This is a genomic window from Candidatus Hecatella orcuttiae (assembly GCF_002009985.1).
Classification (GTDB): domain Archaea; phylum Thermoproteota; class Bathyarchaeia; order Hecatellales; family Hecatellaceae; genus Hecatella; species Hecatella orcuttiae.
The window spans coordinates 48855-68137 of the sequence record NZ_MTLX02000002.1 but is presented as its reverse complement, the minus strand read 5'-3'; the positions used below and the strand labels follow the sequence as shown (position 1 = coordinate 68137).

The window sequence follows — 19283 nt, the reverse complement described above, 5'->3', positions numbered from 1 at the left end:
GAGGAAATTGATCACCCTCTGTCACGGTTCACCTTTAAGGAGCTCCAACTTTGAAGTGCACCATCCCTCTCCAAGGCCGGCTGAGGGAGGGCCTTTTCCTCAAAAGGCTTACCCGGTTTTCAGCCGCAGTTAAACTTGAAGTAAACCACCGGAAGGAAGTCTGCTTTCTCCCAAATTCTGGAAGGCTGGAGGAGCTTTTGAAGCCGGGACGCAGAGTCATCCTCGCCGAAGCAGCCTGTTCGAAGGGAAGAAAAACCCGTTACACCCTTGTAGGGGTTGTTCTCCCCGGAGGGGTTAAGGTTTCCGTGGACGCTAGGCTGCCTAACCAAGTTGTGGCGGAGGCTCTGAGCCGGGGCCTTTTAGAGGAGTTCAGGGGCTATCGGATCATCCGCTCTGAACCCAGGTTCAGGGGAAGCCGTTTCGATTTCCTCCTCGCCGATTCTTCGGGTGGCGAGTGTTGGGTAGAGGTGAAATCCTGCACGCTGGTGAGGGAAAGAGTTGCCCTCTTTCCAGACGCCCCCACGGAGCGGGGTCGAAGACATGTTAAAGAGCTAACGGAAACCTTGGAAATGGGTCATCGGGCTTGCTTAGTTTTCGTGGTGCAGAGGGAGGATGCTGAAGTTTTCACTGCCAACTCCGCTGCGGACCCTAGGTTTGCAGCTTCCCTGAGGGAGGCCGCCTTGGGCGGACTGGAAGTCTATGCGTACTCAGCCCGGTTTACAGGGCGAGAATTGGAGTTAATAGGCCGCATCAGAGTGGCCCTGTGACTAGACGAAGTAGCGTTGAGCTTGCCTATCAAAATCCTTGACGAGCTCCGGCGCGTCCATGGCAAAGGGGGTGTCCAAGGGGATCCTGCGCTTCAGCAAGGAGTAAGGGTCTTGAGAGGCCTTAGCCGCTGGGTGCTCCTCTCCGAGGGTCTCCAAGGCCACACGTCTGGCTAGGTTTTTGACCTGAGTTTCGTCCACAAACCCTAAAGAATGGAGGTACTCGTGGAGGAGGAGGACGTAGACGAAGGAGTTCATTTCCTCCGCTGACTCTGTCTCCTCGCGTACCAGCCTGAGCAAAGCCCGGTTGACGACGATGGTGTTGGAGTTCACTCCATGATAGGCGCCCACGTAAAGCGGTAAGTCAGCTAGGTAAAGCATCAGCCCAGCTCTCTGGTGGCCCAGCACTTCTAGAACGGATTTCTTGACTACTTCGAAGAGGTCTCCGAAATCCTGGCTTTCCCTAACCTTCTTTCGATACCACTCTCGATCCATTGTTATTCCCTTGAAGAGTCTGAAAGCGTCCGTTTGAGTAGAAGCCTTCAAGGGAGGGATGGAAGCTAGGTTTATTATACCTAGCGCTTACCAAACTACAAGTCTTCCGAAAGAGTGAAGATATTTTAGGGTCCTGAAGCTACCAACCTCATAGCCTCAAAGGAGGGGTACCGAAGCCAGGTTAAACGGGCGGGACTCAAGATCCCGTGGCGTAGGCCCTCGTGGGTTCAAATCCCACCCCCTCCACCTCTCTTTTTGAGGAAGGAGGCTGGAAGGGGGAGTTTCTTCATGTTTAATAGAAGACGTAGGTTCATTTCCCATCCCTGCGTATTAGCCTGCGGATTTTCAGCATAATGGTTAAACTCCAAATTCCCCCAATCCCCTTTAGCACGGTGGGGAGGAACGACATCTTCTGTTGCGGCTTAGGTGCTGGGCTTCATGACCTTTTGGCTGGCGACCATTAGCAGCCCGTTAACTGTCATACCTGCCCCTACGGCGAGCATCCCCAAGCCGGAGAAGACGGCCCCTTGCATCATGGGTGTAACTCCCGAGAGCATCAGGGCTCCGACGGCCAGCATGATAACCCCGTAAGTTGCCATCAGAGCTCCGAAGACATGCATCCTTCCCATACTCATCCTTGTGGCTCCGAGGATTCCCGTGACTATGAGCAGGCTTCCGAGGGCATACAGCAGAAAAGCCCACCAAGCAGCGTAGGCGGGGAAAGCGGCCATCCTCATCCCCATTCCCATGCCGGGCATTGTGGGCATGAAAGTCCTTTGAAGCATGAGGGTTCCTGAGGTGAAATCTAAGGCAGCTCCGGCCGCGCTTAAGGCCAAGCCTACTGCCGCTAGACGAGGTATTATTTCCCCTTCTCCTCCGCCCATCTTGGGGTGGGAAAGGTTTTAAACCTTTAAAAAGAGGCGGACTTTACTTCTTTAAGGCTTTCGATGGATGGTGGCACTTTGGTTAAAAAGATAAGGAAGGACGGGAAAGACGTTTACACCTGCGAACTATGCGGGTTGGGTTACTCCGATGAGGAAACCGCTCAAGCATGCCAGCGGCACTGCTCAACCCATAACGCCTGCTCTCTGGAAATCACCCGTAAGGCTGTGTATTTCCCAGAGCCAGACTGAAAGGCCGCCTAGGCTCAGCTTCAACCACCCCGAAAAACAGACTCCGGGGGTTCACCCCATGTTCTTGGAGAAAGTTCTCGGTAAAGCTGAGGGTGGGCGGTGTTTGGTGGCGGGAATAGGAGGCGGAGGAGACATTCTCGCCACTGTCCCTACAGCCAATCTCCTCAAGCATGCCGGTTGGGAGGTGTTTTTCGGAACCGTCCCTTGGGAAAGGTTTGTGGTGGACTCTGAGCCGGGGCCTCGTCCTCTAAAAGAAATGGAAAACATTTACCCTCTTTCCGAAACCGTTGCCTTGGCGGGGAAGAAGACTAAGAGCAGGAAAGGCGTCGTCTTCCAAGCAGCTAGGTTCGCAGAGGCTACGGGTGAAAAAGTTCTCCTCCTGGACTTGACCTTGGGAGTTGAAGGCCTATGTACGGGCCTGAAAGAGGCTTTGAAGAAGCTGGGCGTGAACTTAGTCTTCGGCATCGACAGCGGAGGAGATGTCTTGGCGAAAGGGAGCGAAAAAGGCCTGCGCTCCCCATTAGCCGACGCCATGATGCTTTCAGCCCTAGCCCAGCTGGGGGGCTCACCGGTCATCGGCGTCTTCGGGTTTGGAAGCGACGGGGAACTCTCCGGAGGACAGATTTTAAGCCGGCTTTCTGAGGTGGCGAGGGCGGGGGGTTATCTCGGAGCTTGGGGAATGACCGCTGAGGATGTAAAACTCATGGAAAAAATTTCGCAGATGGTTTTCACCGAGGCCAGCAACATTCCCCTCATGGCCGCCAGGGGATTCAGAGGCCTAACACGCATAAGGGAGGGAACGAGGAAGGTTCACGTATCGATTCTTTCAACCCTCACCTTCTACCTCGATGCAAAAACCTTGTTCAGCCTAAGCCCCTTAGCTCAGAGGATTCAAGGCTCCAAATCCCTCTGGGAAGCCAACGAAGCCCTACACCGGAGGGGAGTCTTCACGGAGCTGGATTTTGAAGCTGAAATCAGGAGGCTGAACATTACCTCCTACAAGGAATGGGAGAAAACTCGGCGGAAAAGCCGGCTGCCCATTCGGGTTTCACCGAAGTCAAGCCTAGGAAAGCCAGCTGGAGGACGGGCAAAACCTACGGGGTAGCCGTCGCTCAACCTGCGAGGTCAAGGAGACAGGTTTTCGCATGATCCTTCACCTTAACCTGCCGATAGATTTTCACCACCTTCCCTTCCTCGTCGATGAGAAAGGTGGTTCTCTCCACGCCTAGAAAACTTCTGCCGTAAAGACTTTTCCGCTTCCAAACCCCGTAGAGGTCCAGAACATTCCCCTCCGGGTCGCTTAGAAGGGGGAGGGCAGACGGTTTTTCTCCTTAAATTTCCGGTGAGACTCAACGCTGTCTTTGCTCACTCCCAAGATGACCACGTCTTCCTCCTCAAACTTCTCACCTAAATCCCTGAACTCCTTAGCTTCTTGGGTGCATCCGGGAGTTCCGTCCTTCGGGTAAAAGTAGAGGACCACTTTCTTTCCCCGGTAATCCTTAAGGAAACCTCCCTGCCGCTGTCGGACATGAGGGTGAAGTCCGGAGCCATATCGCCTACCTCAACCAAGATAACGTCCCCTAAACAATTGTTTAGACGCCCCACCCGATAAGCCTATTCACCCGTGCTGTGAAATTTAAATAAGGAGAAGCCGCCCAATTCTCTTTGGAAAATGGAAAACAGCCGCTTAGTCGGTTTCGCTTACAAGAGAAGCGAGATCTCCGATGAGGACATCGTCAACCTCATAGGTAGCGCCCCCAAGCTGACACAGTACCATGTTTTCGACGCCGAAAAAGAAGGCCTACCCCTGAGGTCGTATCAAAGGTTTTTGGAAGCCTGCGAAACACAAGGGCGAAGCCGTGCTGTGTACACTCTGCAAATTCTAGCTGAAGATTCGGAGAGGCTTCTGGAAGAATTCGTCCGCACAGTGGAAGGCAGAGAGAGGCATGCCGGTATAGCCTTGGTTCTCGGATCTTCGAAATATCCCCTCAAAAGAAAGAGGGGGAAGCCCTTAGAGATATGGAGAGAGGCGATGGAAAAGGCGGTGGAAAAGTTGAGCCCCCTCCCCATGCCCATCCTCCTCGCGGGGATAGGTAAAAGAATGTTAAGCGTCAACGAAGAGGTTAGGGAAAAATTCGCAGGCACACCCATCCGGCACTACCTCTATCTGACTCCGAGACTAGAGAAGAGGTGGTGGCTGAGGAAGCCTCTCTTCTATCTCCCTATCTCCTTCGAAGAAACCTTGGAAAAGGCAGTGTCTCTATCCGCTCACTATTTCTCCAGAGCCTTAGGCATCGAGGTTGAAGAGATCAGGGCGGCCATCCAGAGGGGAGGATGGGAAGCTGAAAAACTGGTTCAACTTGCCAAGCCCTATTTTCTGCTCACCTCCCCTCGCTTCCTGATGGAGGACTTGAAGAAATATCCCTCCGAGCTTTTGGTGAAAGTCTTAGGAAGCGAGGAGAGGGAGAAAGACATCAAAACCGAATATTTGAAGATGTTCAAGCAGCTGGAAGCATCCTAGCTCTTTTCAACCGCAGGTGTCACTTTGAAGGCGAAAGCGGAGGTTAAAAGCCAGCTTATTTGGGCTTGGATTGGCGGTAAATGTGAAGGCTCCTATGAGCCACGGTTAGGTTGGATAACACGGCCACAGCGGCCAAACCCAAATCCGGCCGGAGGAAGATGCTGGAAGCAAATATGATGAGGATGCGCTCCGGCCTTTCCGCCAAGCCTACTCCCCCCATGGAAATGCCTAGGCTTTCCCCCTTCGCTCTGGTGTAGCTCACCAACAGAGAACCGGTGAGAGCCAGTATTCCCCATATCATTCCGGAAACCCCGAGGACTGAAACTTCCCTGTAAGAGAGAGTGATTCCGAAGATGACAGCTACGTCGCTGTATCTGTCCAGCAGAGAGTCTAAGAAGCTTCCGAAACTCGTAGCCCGGCCGCTGAGCCTAGCCGCCGCCCCGTCCAAAGCATCGAACAGTCCTGAGATAAGGAGTAGGGAGGCAGCCAGCCAAATAAACCGTGGTTGGGGGGAAAACGCGTAAAAATAGCCTGCGGAAACCGCTAGGATGAAACCTAGGGCGGTCATGGTGTTGGGGCCGACGCCGGCTTTCAGAAGCCCTTCGGCTAGTGTACACAGCAGCTCTTCCACGCGGATTCTCAGCTTCGTCAACATGGGTTTCTGCCTTCACGGACGATAGGTTAACGGGCTTCCCATCTTTATGATTTTTCCTTTCGGTTTCGCGTTGCCCTTTCCTTTTCGATGGAGGAGAGTATTTATATCGAACTATCTTTTCATCTTCAGAGAGGTTGAAGTTTTTGGTTGTTGAGAAAGGAAGCCTTGTGAAGGTGCATTACATCGCCGAAGTTGACGGCCGCGTGGTCGATTCCACCCTTCACAGAGACCCCATCGAGTTTAGAGTGGGGGAAGGCCGCGTTCTTCTAGGCTTAGAAGAAGCTGTGTTGGGGCTTGAGAAAGGGGTCAAGAAAACCGTCATCATCCCCCCGGAGAAAGCCCACGGTATACGGGAAGAAAACCTGACAGTTGAAATTCCCAAGGAAATGTTCCAAGGGCCATCTGAGCAGATTAAGGAGGGAGTCATTGTTCAGCTGAAAACCGAGGAGGGGAAAACCCAGATGGCCACCATCGTGGAGGTGAGGGAGGACAGTGTTACTCTCGACTTGAACCATCCCCTAGCCGGGCGAGCGATAAAGTTCAAGCTGGAAATAGTGGACGTAGAAGATGAAGCCCCCCGCCTTGCAGGTGAACACGCAGATAAGTTGGCAGAGAGAAGGATGTTGATTAAACGATTTTACTACAACGACAAAGACCTCTACAACATGGGGAAGCAGGCAGGGCTGGAATGGTTTAACCAGTTTGATGAAAAACATAAAACGGCTAAACTCCAGTTTTTCACCGACAGGGAAAGAGAGGAAGCTTTAGAAAAAATCATCCAAGTGAACTCCGACGAGAAATTCATTGAAATCCTCAACAAGGTCGGATGGCCTGTCTGGATCAACATCGACCGGTTTGTAGGGGAGCATTATTTTTTCGATAAAAAAAGAGGCTTCGAACTGGGTGACAGAAGGAACTCTGTCCGGGACATGGTGAGGAAAGTTCTTGACGAGAGAGGAGAAAAAGTCTACTGTTTTCTGAAAGCTTTAATCCAACTATACCGGGAGGGCAGATGGGACGCTGCTCGTGGAGGAGCCTTGACAGAGGATATAGCCGCCAAACTGAGAATGCAAGGCTGCGAACCCCTCAAAGCCAAGGACATCATAGCCCTCAGAAGCCACAGAATCTGCTACTGGAGCGGAGGCTGCCGAGGAGGCCCCATGCGATGCGCAATACCCGAAGAAACGATCCCAACCGTCGACGGAGAACTGGAAAAATGGAAGGCTGAGAAAGCCCGCACATAAAACCGCGGGTATGGTAGCCCGGGGGAGACTTTCGGGCTGCCTTGAAAGCGCCTTTCGAACTCCCGTCGGCGGGTTTCTTCTCGCGGAAGGGCGAGCCAAAGCCCGCTATGCTTGACCGCTACACCACCGGGCTACATTCTTCGAAGTATTAAATGGCTGCCCTTATTTTTTTCTCTTCCCTGCAAACCATTTCAGAACTCCATATAGAAAGCTGGATCAGCTTACGTTCAGTTTAAGAAAGACTTCGAAAGTAAGGATTAGTGTGAGAGTGAAGCTCTCAGCAACTTCAGCTTTCAGATGGCGAGCATCGGAGCTGAAATGGTGTTATTCCCTCAGAAGTTTCTTCAAGGCCAGCTCGATGTCTTCCCTTTTCACGGTTTTTCTTCCCGCGTGAGCGCAGTAATCCATGGCTTCCTTGGCTATTTTAACCGCCAAGTCCTCTAGGGATCTCCTCAACTCATCGGCAGCTGACTCACTAACCCTGTAGGCGCCAGCCTTTTTTATCAGCCTGTGGAGAGGGGCGAGGGACATCTCTTTTTCGGACATTTTTCCATGCACCAATAATATTTTTAGCCTAAATCACATAATAAACTTTTGCATCGGCTTAACGTTAACTTTCAGCTTAAAAAATGAACTGAAGAAGCACTCTCCCTCAAAAAAAGGCGAGTTTACCGAAAAAATCGAGAAAACAGTTTTTCAGCCCTCATGCAAAATGATTTATTGAAGTTCACGAAACCATCTATGGCTGTGCTGGGAGTGAAGCTTGGGCCGCATTAAGACAGCGCTAGTCAAGAGGATTTCCAAGACTCTGATGGAAAGGTATTCCAACCTCTTCACAGCCGATTTTGAACATAACAAAAAAATAGTAGACGAACTCACTGGGTCGGAGTCGAAGAAAATCAAAGACCAGATAGCAGGTTACATCACCAAGATCAAAAAACACGGCGCACTTTCAGGCTAAATTCTTAAATAGGGTTGCCGAATTTTTTCCTCTGGAATGAGGAGACTGACCTGAACCGAAGCCTCGGGCTTATGAGGATGTAAAGGCACCTCCTCCGACCTTCTTTCAACGAACGAGGTTAGACCCTTCGTAAAAACCGGTTATGGGAAAAGTTTTCGAAGATCTGCCGCTCGAGATTCCGGTGAATCCACGAGTACTGTTTCATCCAGCAGCTTCTGGGCGTACCAGCCGTCGAAGTTGGTGTAGTTCTCCCGCATGTTGGGTCTTGAAATCACCCTCAAAAGGCAGGTGAAATGCTCTGTTTTCACACCCAAGGCCTCCGAGTAGAGAGCTATATTGAAGCTTGAGAGTCCTGTTTCGTCGTAGTATTTCAGCACTTTTGAGAGGCCTGAGGCTAAACCTTTCAGAATGCAGGCATCAAGCTCTAAGAGGTGAGATTTCCCCAAAACCACCGCCTGAACCTCATCCATTCCTTGGGGGGCAAAAGGAGTTAACCAGTAGGTTCCGTTCACGTAGCCAACGAACCTTTCTCCCCGGGACTTCTCCTGCTTCACCAATGCTTCCCAATAATTTTCCCCCTGTTCCCTATGGTAGGCTTCACTGCAGCGGGAAAGTTCCTTTACATAGTTAAACTGAAGATCCCGCATGATAAGCTGAAAATGGGGGTGTAAAAGGCTGGCTCCGGCTGGAAAAAGATAGTTACCCCCAATGCAGGCGTATTTTAAACGAGGCTTAGATTCCCAAGCTTCCCAAGCGCATTCCAGGAGTACTCTCAAGCCCTCGTAGAGAACCCGAGGGGTAAACTGGTTTAGGCCAAGAAAGTGGCGGGGAGTTAAGACTGCCACTGCCTCGAATTCAGCTCGAGGATAGAGGTTCGGAAAAGCCCAGGCTTTCCCAAACCTTAGCCTTTTTTTCTTCAGATTGTAGAATCTCGCTGTTGCGCTTTGAAGGTTCTCGGGGCAGAAGGGGCAAGAGGCCTTGCTTTCTTCTGCCAAGGTCTTGACTAAGGTCCAATCCGGTTTTCCGAAGAACAATCCCCTTTTTTCCTTTATTCCCGGGCAGACGGTGGACAAGCGGCCGGTTAGGGGGTCGACTCTGTGTTCTAGGCGGTATTCCTCCACACTGTTAGAACCGGTCAGAATCTTGGCTTTTCTAACAATCCTCGTGAACCTGATTTTCACCAAGCTTCCCCCTTTGGAAAGGACTGAAATTCAGTAGGGCTTCACTTGTTCCGCCAGCCGCCTTGTTGCACTAATCAGGTTTTTCAGCAGCCTCGCCCGAGTCATCAAGCCTACGCCTCCGATGTTGGGCGTGACGTACGATGCCTTTTCAGACACGCTTTCCACATCCACGTCGAAGTACATCTTGCCGGTGGCGGGGTCTCTTTTCCCTCCCACTCCCACAATGACAGCGCCGTCCTTTATCAGCTCCGCCGTAAGCCTGAAGGAGTCTTCCCTGTAAAGTTCAGGAGGCCGCCCTACGGCTGAAACGACGAGGTCTCCCTCCGCTACTTTCTCGTACTTGTTTTTGGTTTTCCGGTGGAGGCATGTTACTGTCGCATCCCTGTCTTCAAGTAGGATGCGCAGAGGCCGTCCGACTAGGTCGCTTCTTCCCACGATCACAGCGTCTTTCCCAGCTGGGTTTATTCTGTAATACTCCAGCAGCTGCACGATGCCCACCGCCGTGCAGGGGAGAAGATCCTCTTCCAAGCTGTAGGAGCTCAGCATTCGACCCTTGTTGTAGGGGGTCAGCCCGTCGACGTCCTTCATCGGGTTTATTTTTTCAAGAAGTCTCTCTCTGTTGATAAACCCTGGGAGAGGCATTTGAACCAGTATGCCGGTGATGTCGTCTCTTAAATTGAGCTTCTCGATCAAGCCTAGCAAAGCTTTTTCCCTGTCCTCAGGAGAATACCCGCATATTTCATGGGCTTCGAAATAGATTCCAACTTCTCTGCAGTCAGCTTCTTTCAGGGCCACGTATTTTTTAGCCGTGAGGAGCTCTGGAGGGTTATCGGTGGCTATGATGGCGGCCAAGCCGGGAGTTATTCCCTCTTCTTTGAAGGCTGCCAGTTCCCTTCTAACTTCTTCCTTGATTTTCTTGAAAATCGGTTCAGCGTGCATTAGGACTGCGATGGCTTCAGCACCTTCCTATTTTTCGTTTTGAAGGGCTAGAAACTTTCTCTGCCTCTCATTCCATTCTTTAAGCCAGTTTCCGCTGTAATCTGGGACTGCGATGGTCAGCTCCCAAGTCATGCCTTCCCTCTCCACTTTTTCGGTTTCAATTTTTATTCTTCCATCCGCCTGCAGCTGGATCACCCTAGAATACAGCCTATGCTCGTAGAGAAGCACCCTTTCCGCGAGAAGGGTGATCTTGTCCTCCCAAGCTATGGGTAGTCCGTAGATGTCGCCGATGTGTACCGGATACTGGTCGATTATCGGCCCTCGGTCTACGGCTATGTCAACGTAGTGAACCGTGGGTCCTGTGACCTTCACTCCTGACTCTAAGACGGCTTTGTGGACTTTTCGGCCGTACATGCCTTTACCCCCGGCGAAAGGGAGTAGGGATGGGTGGATGTTCAATATCTTCCACCGGTATTTCTCAATGAACTCCGCTCCAAGTATCCTGTCCCAGCCGGCTAAGGCAATGAGGTCGACGCCATACCTGTTCAGAGTGTCTATGACTTCTTCGTCAAACTCTCCCCTGTCCTTACCTGCGTGGGAAACAAACTCGCTAGGCACCTGGCATTTTTCCGCCCTATCCTTCACCTTCGCCTCAGGGCGGTTGTAAACCAGAACCCTCAGGTTCACGTTTCGAAGAACCCCTGCCGCCACATGGTCGGCTATGGCTTGGAAATTTGTTCCTTCGCCTGAAGCCAAAACCGCCAGATTGCAGCCGCCCATGGTGGGTCATCCTGAGGTTTAACCGTTGAGGATGATGCAGAGTTAGTCCTTTTCACTTTAATATTTTATGGGGCCCCTATCTGAATTTAAGACGATAAAGGGAACCCTAAAATACTCCGCCACCCATCCGTTTTGTAGAATTATTCATGCGAAACTTGAAAGAAGACTGCAGCTTACAGAGATATTTCAACGTGGAACTCATAGACGGCCGTCTAGTTTTTAAAAACTCAAACCTCAAAACCTGCCGCGGAAACTGCCAGCAATGCCACCGCTGCCGGTGGCTGAGAAGTAGGTCTTTCTGAAGAAAGTCTTTTAAACCCTTCCCGCGTCTAGCTTTCCAAACCTAGAAGGTCGAAGCCACGCTCAGACAAGGGAGCTCCGGTAGTATAGGCAGCCCTCAAACGGTGCGGGGTTTTCCTGCGCCAGGCTGGTAAATCCCGGTCAAGTATTCCGGCCTTTCGAGCCGGAGGTCGCGGGTTCGAATCCCGCCCGGAGCACTAATAAACCTTCTTATGTTGCTGGTTAAAATTTCCGCTTTATGCGTATTTGCAGTCAAAAAGACCGGCAGGAGATGCTCAAAGAATTAACTCAAAATCCATTTTTCCCCTTCTCGCATTTTGCAAGCCTGCAAAGGCTGATGGATCAAAAGGATAGACGAAGTCCGTAAACGGGGTAGCTGAATGCGGCCGCCGGGATTCGAACCCGGGTTAGGGGCTTGGGGGGCCCCTGTCCTAGGCCAGGCTAGACCACGGCCGCGCCGTTCAGATTTCTACTATTACTCGCTCTTAGATTTAACTCTCTCCGGATTTTTAGATATTCTCCTCCAGTCTTCAGCGGCATGAAAAAAAGCTCGCCTATTTAGGGATGTCCGGCCGGTTTAGGGTTTGGTTTTCCTCTGAGGTATGAAGAGTCCTACCAGTGTTCGCAGCCCGTAGGTATGGACGAGGTTTATGATGAAGGCTAGGAATCCGATGGCGAGCAGTATTCCAAAGAACATGGCTGAGCTCATATAGGGCAGGTAGATGGTAGTGTCAGGGTAGAGGGTTCTCCTCAGCATACCCGGCGTCCACGCCAGCCCCATGGAAAAGGCCATACCTACGCCTCCGATCATCCAAAGCCAGAAGTGAAGGTTGCTCAGCTTCTGACTCTTCAACTCAGTGCCTGTCAACATGGGCAGAAGAGCGTAGATGACAGCGAAGATGACGCCGCCTAACCCCACCAGCACCATCTGGTGAATGTGGAATCCGGGAACCCACTGGGTGTTGTGCATGACTAGGTTCAAAGCGTAGTTGGCTTGAAGCAGCCCTGAACCTCCTCCAAGCATGAAGCCGAAAATACCCCCCAGCATGAATTTCAGAGGCATAGTTAGCTTAACCGGCCGAGCCAGCCAGACGGTCATCAGGACGGCGAAAAACGTCAGCCCCATGGTGAAGAACTCACCCCAAGTTATGAACTGCCCTGAGATCAGCCTCATAAACGAAGGCTGGGGAAGGTCGGACATCAGATGGTGGCTCCACACGCCCATGGAGATGAGAAGGTCTGCTAGGATAACCTTCCTCACCACATCTTCAGCGTAAAGTTTCCGGTTTGTGAGTAAAGGAGCGAGAAGATACAAGGCTCCAGCCACCCATATCAAAACATCGCCGTCGGCAATCATATCCAAACCCCACCAGAACACGTTCTTGTAGACTAGTGGGTCGACGATGAGAGGGTTTAGCATCACACCGGCTAAAAGCGCCGGCAGGCTGAAAGCCAACAGCAAGCCTCCTGCCCCAGCTAGAACCAGCGCGTTGAGAACAGCGTCGACGCTTCCCCGCATCACCGCCACAACAAACACAGGCATGGGTTGAGGATTGGAGCCGCTGCCTCCGTTCAACATACGCTTGGAAGACTTTACTCCCAACTTGCTGAGGGCCATGCTGAACCGTTGGGACAAACCCTCAAGCCCGAAGGCGGATAAGAGAAGACTTTTGAAGGTTTTCCCCGAACTCTCCCCTTTTCTGCTGAAAACGGTGGCGAAGATGTTGAAGATGAACAGCAACACCGACAGTTCTATGAGCAGTAGGCCTGAGGAGAAAAAGACTACGCTGTTGGGAGGGAACCTCTCCACAGGCAGCGGCCAGTAGAGGGTGTAGAGGGAGCCGAACTTGGTGAGAAGCCCGGAAGACCAAACGATGAGCACTCCTGCGACGAAGGTCCACAGGTTCACGTCGGCCAGCTTGAGGCTGTAGAGGGGTTTGTTAAGGAGTTTAGGGACGAGATAGTAAAAGGCGCCTATCACCCCCAAGTAAGCCCATCCGTAGATTCCCACAAACGGGTGAACGGTCAGCATGGCGTAGTAGTGTTCGAAGTCGAACAACGGAATGTTCACCAGTTGCACCCTCATCAGCAAACCTTCAATGCCAGCTAGGCCTAGGAACAGTGTTGAGATTATCGCATAACGCAGAGTAAGCCTTTCATAGGTCATGGGAAAGCCTCCACCTCACTCCACCACGCGAATGGCATTCGGTAAGACCATGTGGGGATGGTATGGGCCGGAGTACTCCGTGGAACGGATGGTGTAGTCGCCGGGTTCATCGAACACCCACAGGATCGAATTGCGATACCCGGGGAGCACCTGCATCTGGAAGACGATGCTCCCATCCTCTCTGAAGACTCCGAAACCATAGGTTACATCCTCCGACGTCACGATAAACCTAACAGGCTCACCTACTTGGACTGTTATCCCATCCGGGGGAAGTTGGAAAGTGTAATTTTTCATCCTTATATGGAATTCTTCCACTGGAGTAGGCGGAGACCAGAAAAGCCAGTTTTGCCAAGGGACTAGAGGAGAAAGCGTTGTAGCGTTAAAGACCACTGCTACGGCAACTAAGATGACCAGCCATCTTTTTTCCGCTTTCTCCACCTTTTTACCCCCCTCCTTTCTGCGTGATTTTGCGAACATAGAGAAGCATAAATGTCGCTACGCCTACCGCGTACAGAATATATACTACGTCTATGATTTGATGTACGGTCATTATTTATCACGCTAGTTATATTATTTTGGAATATATATTTATAATTTACTATGCGTGCAGCATGTTATCAATATTCTGATATTTTTCTAGTAGCCTAGCGCAGTCCGTCCATATCACTTAGGAACAGGAAGCTTTTCCCCCAGTCCCTTAAACTGATGGATTTTCAAATAAGGGGTTGGAGAAAGTTGAGGAGCTGGGTGAAGATTATCCCTAGGCCGACGGCTAAAGGCAGTCCCGGAACCATGCTTCTCCGCTCCAAAAGTTTGAGGGAAAGATAGACGCCTAGAAGTATCCCCAAGGAAGCCGCTAGGAAGGGGTAAAAGCCTTGGAGAAGGTAGATGTGGGATGCCAGCATAGAGTAGAAGGCTAGGTCCCCCAGCCCTATTTTCAAATTGTCGTGGGTGAGAATGAGACCTGTGAAAACCTCTGGCTCCGCCGTCCAAGGCATTCTCCCCAGAGGCCCCTTGAACACGGCGAAAACATCGTAGACGGAGAGAGCGATGAGAATGGCGTAGACGCTGAGGCTTGGAATGGTAAAGCCTAGGAGAGCCCCTAAACCTGCGGCCACCAGAAACATGACGATGGACCTCCAGACTCCGCCCCTGACGAAAACAGCGTAGAGGGCCAGAAAAACAACTGCCACCGAGCCTAACCCCCCAAGGTAGGAGCTGAAAGGTGGACTCAAACCGGCTATCCAGAAGCCTGCAGCAGAATATATGGAGGCAAGAGCGAAAACTAGGAGGGCGTAGACTCCGAGGATGAGAGTCTTCAAAATTTTTCTCATACCGGCCTTGGTGAGAAGGTAGAAGACCAGCCCCATCCCCGCTATCAAGGCTGCGTAGTACAGAGCATTGTAAGCAGAGGCGGAGAGGCCGCCTTCAAAAGGCAGAGGGTTCAGAGGCGGCGAAGTATAAGCAGCCGAGAGAAGGGCGGCGAAAGCCATCGCCATGGAGAGGGTTAACAAGGGGAAAAGCAGATGTTGAAGCTTAGCCTTGTAGGTTCCTGTCTCCCCCATTAGGCTGCAGCCCCTCAACTTCAACCATCGGAAACAAGGCCCTATAAGGTTGATGTGCTGCTCGCCCAGCAGGATGGAAGGATTTTTTACAGAGGTTGAAGAAAAAGTTTCGTTTTAACAGCAGGGGTTGAGCGTTCATGGTGGCAGGTTTAGGCCGGTTGGATGTTTTGGTCTTGGGAGGCGGGCCGGGAGGTTACACTGCGGCCATCAGGGCCTCTCAGCTGGGAGGTAAGGTGGCTGTTGTGGAAAAAGACAGGGTTGGAGGCGTATGCACGAACGTAGGATGTATTCCCACTAAAACTTTGTTGAAGTCGGTGGAGCTGCTTTCCGAAATCAAAAGCTGCCATAAATTCGGCGTGGCCGTCCAAGGTGTAGCTTTGGATTTCAAGGGGTTGATGAAACGCAAAGAGGAAATTGTAAACCGGATGGTAGGCTACGTGGAGTATCTTCTTGAGAAAAACGGGGTCCAACTCATCCGTGGCTCCGCCGCCTTAACCAGCCCTCGGAAGGTTAGGGTGGTGGAAAAGGGCGAAGGGATGCTCGAGTTGGAGGCTGAAAGTATCATCATCGCCACGGGCTCCAAGCCTCTGAAGCCGCCCATACCGGGAGCCGACTGGAAAGATGTCCTAACCAGCGATGAAGCCTTGGCATTAGAAAATGCCCCCCATAGTCTGCTTATCATGGGGGGCGGCGCTGTGGGATGCGAGTTCGCCTCCCTGTTTTCAGGGCTGGGAACGGAGGTGAGGCTTGTGGAGATGATGTCCCGCCTTTTACCGGCGGAAGACGGTGAAATAGGCTCCCGCTTGGAGCAGCTGCTACGCCGTAGGGGAGTTGAGGTTTCGGTGGGCGTGGAGGTTAAGCGGATTTCCAGCTCCCCCGAAGGGAAAAAAGTGGCTTTAACGTCGAAAGAGGGTGTGAAGGAGGTGGAAGCTGAAAAGGTCCTCCTCGCAACAGGCCGGGTTCCCAACGTTGAAAATTTAGGGCTTGAAAACGCGGGGGTATCCTTTGGGAGGAAAGGCATACCTGTAAATCAGAGGATGGAAACCAACGTTCCCCGAGTGTTTGCGGTGGGAGACGTAGCCGGAGGGCAGTTCGCCCATGAAGCCTATGCAGGGGGACTGGTGGCTGCAGAGAATGCGCTGGGGGGCAATTCCATCCTTCGAAGGGAAACAATTCCCCGGTGTGTGTTCACCTCCCCCGAAGTCGCCGCCGTAGGCCTCACGGAAGAGCAAGCGAGGGAGCGAGGGCACCGCGTGGAGGTAGGTAGGTTTCCCTTCGCCGCCAACGGGAGGGCCGTAACCTTAGAGGCGGCTGAGGGCTTTGTTAAGGTCGTTGCGGAAGCCGAGTCCGGGGAGCTTTTAGGCGTTCACATCTTAGGCCCTCATGCTTCGGAGCTGATTTCAGGGGCCATAACAGCGGTCAGCTTGGAGGCTACCGTGGAAGACGTCGCCCGCACCGTGATCCCCCACCCAACCCTGTCAGAAGCCTTCAAAGAGGCTGTTTTAGACTGCCAGAAGAGGGCCATTCACAGCCTTCGGAGAACCTTATCCTAAAAGTGCTGAAAACTAGGGGCTCTGCACTCAAGATCCACATCACGGCTTCAGCTCAGTTGGGCTAGAGTCTTCACAGCCCCTGAAGTTGAAGAAGAAAGCTGCCTGATAAAAACCTTGCACATTAACTTGGATCCACGGCTTCTGCAAACCGCGGCTCTTTGGCCGCAGCCTACTGGGGCTTCTTCGGAATTATTATCAAGCCTTCTTCCGGTTTTCCTACGGCTTGAGCCTCACCCTCCAGCCAGAGTCTTCCAACCAAGGCTGAAACCACAGCGTCCAGCTCGTGGATGGTTATGTTTCGCTTCCTACGAAGCTCCCCCTTCACGCCGAATTTTTTGAGGGCCTCCCTCAACTTTTCAGCTCCCTCCCTTTTTTCAGGAAACCCCAAGAGGGCTTTGGCGGCGTGGGGAAAAGCCTCCACCACCTGAAAGCGTCCCCGCTCAAGGATTTTTCTGAGGGCCACAGCTCGGAGAGTCAGCTTCCTCATGGCCCCCAAGGTGGGAGGGAAAAGCTTCAATCCCATTCGAAGAAGCTCCCGGTCGCATTCTCTCAGATGGCCTGCGGAGCGGCAGGGGCAGTCGTCCCTGAGGCAGCATCTCCCCTTGGGCAGCCCTAGGGGAGCGTCCACGGCGACGAGGCGGGGTTTCAACTTTGCAACATGGCTGACTATTTCTTCATCCTTCCAGAGGAGGAGGGTTTTCGCTCTGAGGTTTTGGTCTAAGGTGCAGAAGCCTGTGGGTCTGGTTTCCACTCCCGCAAGGTCGATGCCCACTACCGGTCGGCTGGAGGCTGTCAAGATGTTCCCCTTTTCGCTGCGAAGTTTAACCTAGGGATCCCCAATTAGGTAGGTTTAAATTTTAGGAAGATGTGAGTACCTTGGAAAGATGTATAGGTGATATAAATGGCTGCCGCTAACTTTGCCCCTGCCTTCTTCCTGATAATCATCGTGCTGATAATTCTGGCTTCCTCCCTCAAAATAGTGAAGGAATACCAGCGGGCTGTGATCTTCAGGCTTGGAAGACTTCTAGGTGCCAAAGGCCCCGGCATCTTCTTCCGGATCCCCCTCATCGACGTCTTCAGAGTGGTGGACTTGAGGGTGGTGACCTTCGACGTCCCCAAACAGCGGGTGATCACTAGGGACAATGTCTCCGTGGACGTGGACGCCGCCGTCTACTACCGCGTAGTCGACCCTCAAAAGGCTGTGGTGGCCGTGGAAAACTTCATCTTCGCTACCAACCTTCTCTCCCAAACCACCCTGAGGGATGTCCTAGGCCAAGTGGACTTGGATGAGCTGTTGACCAAGAGGGAAGAACTCTCCAAACGGCTGACGGAAATCATCGACACAGCCACGGATCCTTGGGGCATAAAAGTGTCCAACGTGGCCATCAAAGACGTTTCCCTCCCCGAAGACATGCAGAGGGCGATAGCCAAGCAGGCGGAAGCGGAGAGAGAAAGGCGCTCCCGGATCATTATTGCTGAGGGTGAATACCAAGCGGCAACTCGCATGACAGACGCGGCTAAAATGTACCAGATGACACCTATGGCCATGAGGTTGAGAGAGCTTCAAACCCTCACCGACATAGCCCGAGAGCGAAACTTGGTCGTCGTCACACCTGCGGCCATTGGAGGAGGCGCCGACCTTGCCACCATGCTAGGGCTCATGAAAGCCGAAAAGAAGACTAGGTCCACTTCGGGTGAGTAAACCTCTGTGCATCGGTTCTCTTTCCTCCTTCTCGTCCTAGTAGCCGTTACTCTATCGGCTCCTTTACTCTCCCCAGCCGCAGCCCAGCAGCCGGAGGTCCTCGTAGTCAGACTGGAAGGCACCATCACCACCATGTCTGTTGAACTGGTCAATGAGGCCTTAGCCTACGCGGAGGCCCGAAACCAGCCGGTGGTCCTCACCCTCGACACGCCGGGCGGAAACCTGGACGCCACCCAGAAGATCATCGCAGCCATCGAGCGGGCTGAGGTTCCGATCATAGGCTACGTCTACCCTCCGGGGGCCACCGCCTGGTCGGCGGGGACCTACATTCTGCTTTCCACCCACATAGCCGCCATGGCGCCCCATACCATCATAGGCTCAGCCCAGCCTGTGGCCTTCTCTCCCTTCGGAGGCTCCCAGCCTATCAATGACACCAAGGTGCTCAACGCCCTAGAAGCCTACATGGCTGAAAGGGCTAGAGCTCACGGAAGAAACGAAACAGCAGCACGGCTTTTCGTCACCGAAAACCTCAACCTAGGCGCCGAAGAGGCGATGGAAATGGGCGTCGTCGAAGTGGTAGCCCCTGCGCTGGAAGACCTGCTGGCTGAAATCGACGGCTTCTCCGTGGAGACAGTTAAAGGCGAGTATGTCCTCCGAAGCCGCGGCGCTGAATTGGTGAGATGGACCCCCAGCCCAGGGTTGCTGGTGTTCAAAATTCTCTCCGAGCCCATGCTGGCTTTCATTTTCTTCACCGTGGGCATGTACGCTCTCATCTTCGGTCTAACCTCTCCAGGGGCGGGAGGCGAAGTTATAGGCGCGGTGCTTCTGGTCCTCGGCCTGATAGGCCTAGGCATCACAGGCATAAACGTGGGCGCCCTCATCCTCATGGTCTTAGGAGCAGCACTTCTGCTGGCTGAACTTTTCACCCCCGGGTTTGGAATCGTAGGCGGCTCCGGTTTCGCCTGCATGCTACTGGGGGCTGTCCTTCTTTTCCCCAGCCAGTGGTCTGTTTCACCGGAGTGGCTTAACCTTCTCTACGCCGCCCTCATCTCCGCTCCCTTAGCCATAGGCGTCTTCTTCATCTTCGCCGCCTACAAGGTGCTTAAGGCTAGGAGAATGAAGCCGGCGATGGGAATCATAGTAGGGGAGGAAGGAGAGGCCTTGGAGGAAGTTACCCCGGAAAAGGTCGGCTTCATCCGGTATAAGGGCGAATACTGGAAGGCTAAGTCAGCCGTCCCCATCAAGCCTGGGGAGAAAGTCGAAATAATCGGTAAAGAAGGCCCTCTGCTGGTGGTTAAGCCAAAAAAAACGAGGGAAGGCTAG

The 19283-nt window shown here is 52.6% G+C and carries 19 protein-coding genes, 4 tRNA genes and 1 pseudogene; 10 read left to right on the top strand and 14 right to left on the bottom strand.

The annotated features are described in order from the left end of the window. The first annotated feature begins 50 nt into the window (after positions 1 to 50). The gene (gene sfsA, locus BWM17_RS00435; RefSeq protein WP_309491903.1) at positions 51 to 767 is read left to right on the top strand and encodes a DNA/RNA nuclease SfsA; all 717 of its coding nucleotides are present in this window, start codon (positions 51 to 53) and stop codon (positions 765 to 767) included. Here the strand turns inward: sfsA and BWM17_RS00430 are convergent, their stop codons facing one another. Next, entirely contained in the window at positions 768 to 1259 is a 492-nt protein-coding gene (locus BWM17_RS00430) for a hypothetical protein (protein WP_309491902.1), read from the bottom strand. Positions 1260 to 1420: 161 nt separating this feature from the next. Here BWM17_RS00430 and BWM17_RS00425 point away from each other — a divergent pair. Beyond that, a tRNA-Leu gene (locus BWM17_RS00425) sits at positions 1421 to 1505 on the top strand. A 176-nt stretch (positions 1506 to 1681) separates the two neighbouring features. On the opposite strand, the gene BWM17_RS00420 is transcribed toward BWM17_RS00425, so the two are convergent. Next, positions 1682 to 2143, bottom strand: a complete 462-nt coding sequence (locus BWM17_RS00420) for a hypothetical protein (RefSeq protein WP_309491901.1) — start codon at positions 2141 to 2143, stop codon at positions 1682 to 1684. 148 nt (positions 2144 to 2291) lie between these two features. On the opposite strand from BWM17_RS00420, the gene BWM17_RS00415 reads away from it, so the two are divergent. Continuing rightward, positions 2292 to 3497, top strand: a complete 1206-nt coding sequence (locus tag BWM17_RS00415; protein WP_309491900.1) for a DUF1152 domain-containing protein — start codon at positions 2292 to 2294, stop codon at positions 3495 to 3497. Positions 3498 to 3504: 7 nt separating this feature from the next. On the opposite strand, the pseudogene bcp reads toward BWM17_RS00415, so the two are convergent. Further along, positions 3505 to 3964 (bottom strand): annotated as a pseudogene (bcp, locus tag BWM17_RS09645) (thioredoxin-dependent thiol peroxidase). Positions 3965 to 4064: 100 nt separating this feature from the next. Here bcp and BWM17_RS00405 point away from each other — a divergent pair. Further along, entirely contained in the window at positions 4065 to 4913 is an 849-nt protein-coding gene (locus BWM17_RS00405) for a hypothetical protein (protein ID WP_309491899.1), read from the top strand. A gap of 55 nt (positions 4914 to 4968) precedes the next feature. Here the strand turns inward: BWM17_RS00405 and BWM17_RS00400 are convergent, their stop codons facing one another. After that, positions 4969 to 5565, bottom strand: coding sequence for a CDP-alcohol phosphatidyltransferase family protein (locus tag BWM17_RS00400; RefSeq protein ID WP_309491898.1), 597 nt, complete (start codon positions 5563 to 5565; stop codon positions 4969 to 4971). Between the two features lie 146 nt (positions 5566 to 5711). Between BWM17_RS00400 and BWM17_RS00395 the strand changes: the two genes are divergently transcribed. Beyond that, entirely contained in the window at positions 5712 to 6812 is a 1101-nt protein-coding gene (locus BWM17_RS00395) for a peptidylprolyl isomerase (protein WP_309491897.1), read from the top strand. An 11-nt stretch (positions 6813 to 6823) separates the two neighbouring features. Here the strand turns inward: BWM17_RS00395 and BWM17_RS00390 are convergent. Both BWM17_RS00390 and BWM17_RS00385 read right to left on the bottom strand, forming a co-directional pair. Then, positions 6824 to 6945 (bottom strand) — tRNA-Gln (locus BWM17_RS00390). Between the two features lie 191 nt (positions 6946 to 7136). After that, positions 7137 to 7358 (bottom strand): histone family protein, encoded by a 222-nt coding sequence (locus BWM17_RS00385; protein WP_309491896.1) that lies wholly within the window; start codon positions 7356 to 7358, stop codon positions 7137 to 7139. A 217-nt stretch (positions 7359 to 7575) separates the two neighbouring features. On the opposite strand from BWM17_RS00385, the gene BWM17_RS00380 reads away from it, so the two are divergent. Beyond that, positions 7576 to 7773: a 30S ribosomal protein S17e gene (locus tag BWM17_RS00380; protein ID WP_309491895.1), complete on the top strand. Its 198-nt coding sequence runs from the start codon at positions 7576 to 7578 to the stop codon at positions 7771 to 7773. Positions 7774 to 7913: 140 nt separating this feature from the next. On the opposite strand, the gene BWM17_RS00375 is transcribed toward BWM17_RS00380, so the two are convergent. The 3 genes from BWM17_RS00375 to purN are packed head-to-tail and all read right to left on the bottom strand — an operon-like array spanning position 7914 to position 10673. Further along, positions 7914 to 8954 carry a hypothetical protein gene (locus tag BWM17_RS00375; RefSeq protein WP_309491894.1) on the bottom strand — a complete coding sequence of 347 codons (1041 nt, stop codon included), beginning with the start codon at positions 8952 to 8954 and terminating at the stop codon, positions 7914 to 7916. Between the two features lie 30 nt (positions 8955 to 8984). Then, positions 8985 to 9905, bottom strand: coding sequence for a bifunctional 5,10-methylenetetrahydrofolate dehydrogenase/5,10-methenyltetrahydrofolate cyclohydrolase (locus BWM17_RS00370; RefSeq protein WP_414641309.1), 921 nt, complete (start codon positions 9903 to 9905; stop codon positions 8985 to 8987). Positions 9906 to 9920: 15 nt separating this feature from the next. Continuing rightward, positions 9921 to 10673 (bottom strand): phosphoribosylglycinamide formyltransferase, encoded by a 753-nt coding sequence (gene purN, locus BWM17_RS00365; protein WP_309491891.1) that lies wholly within the window; start codon positions 10671 to 10673, stop codon positions 9921 to 9923. Positions 10674 to 11099: 426 nt separating this feature from the next. Here purN and BWM17_RS00360 point away from each other — a divergent pair. Next, positions 11100 to 11170, top strand: a tRNA-Glu gene (locus BWM17_RS00360). A 184-nt stretch (positions 11171 to 11354) separates the two neighbouring features. Here BWM17_RS00360 and BWM17_RS00355 read toward each other — a convergent pair. The 4 genes from BWM17_RS00355 to BWM17_RS00340 form a co-directional block, all read right to left on the bottom strand. Continuing rightward, positions 11355 to 11429 (bottom strand) — tRNA-Gly (locus tag BWM17_RS00355). Positions 11430 to 11550: 121 nt separating this feature from the next. Next, positions 11551 to 13140, bottom strand: coding sequence for a cbb3-type cytochrome c oxidase subunit I (locus tag BWM17_RS00350; protein ID WP_309491890.1), 1590 nt, complete (start codon positions 13138 to 13140; stop codon positions 11551 to 11553). Positions 13141 to 13155: 15 nt separating this feature from the next. Next, the gene (locus tag BWM17_RS00345; protein ID WP_309491888.1) at positions 13156 to 13578 is read right to left on the bottom strand and encodes a hypothetical protein; all 423 of its coding nucleotides are present in this window, start codon (positions 13576 to 13578) and stop codon (positions 13156 to 13158) included. A 275-nt stretch (positions 13579 to 13853) separates the two neighbouring features. Next, positions 13854 to 14705, bottom strand: coding sequence for a hypothetical protein (locus BWM17_RS00340; protein ID WP_309491887.1), 852 nt, complete (start codon positions 14703 to 14705; stop codon positions 13854 to 13856). Between the two features lie 137 nt (positions 14706 to 14842). Between BWM17_RS00340 and lpdA the strand changes: the two genes are divergently transcribed. After that, the gene (gene lpdA, locus BWM17_RS00335; protein ID WP_309491886.1) at positions 14843 to 16258 is read left to right on the top strand and encodes a dihydrolipoyl dehydrogenase; all 1416 of its coding nucleotides are present in this window, start codon (positions 14843 to 14845) and stop codon (positions 16256 to 16258) included. Between the two features lie 169 nt (positions 16259 to 16427). Here lpdA and BWM17_RS00330 read toward each other — a convergent pair whose 3' ends face one another. Further along, a complete protein-coding gene (locus BWM17_RS00330; protein WP_309491884.1) occupies positions 16428 to 17054 on the bottom strand; it encodes a DUF429 domain-containing protein in 627 nt (208 codons plus the stop codon). Between the two features lie 105 nt (positions 17055 to 17159). On the opposite strand from BWM17_RS00330, the gene BWM17_RS00325 reads away from it, so the two are divergent. Both BWM17_RS00325 and BWM17_RS00320 read left to right on the top strand, forming a co-directional pair. Next, on the top strand, positions 17160 to 17960 hold the full coding sequence (locus BWM17_RS00325; RefSeq protein WP_309491882.1) for a slipin family protein: 801 nt from the start codon (positions 17160 to 17162) through the stop codon (positions 17958 to 17960). Between the two features lie 6 nt (positions 17961 to 17966). Beyond that, positions 17967 to 19283 (top strand): nodulation protein NfeD, encoded by a 1317-nt coding sequence (locus BWM17_RS00320; RefSeq protein WP_309491881.1) that lies wholly within the window; start codon positions 17967 to 17969, stop codon positions 19281 to 19283.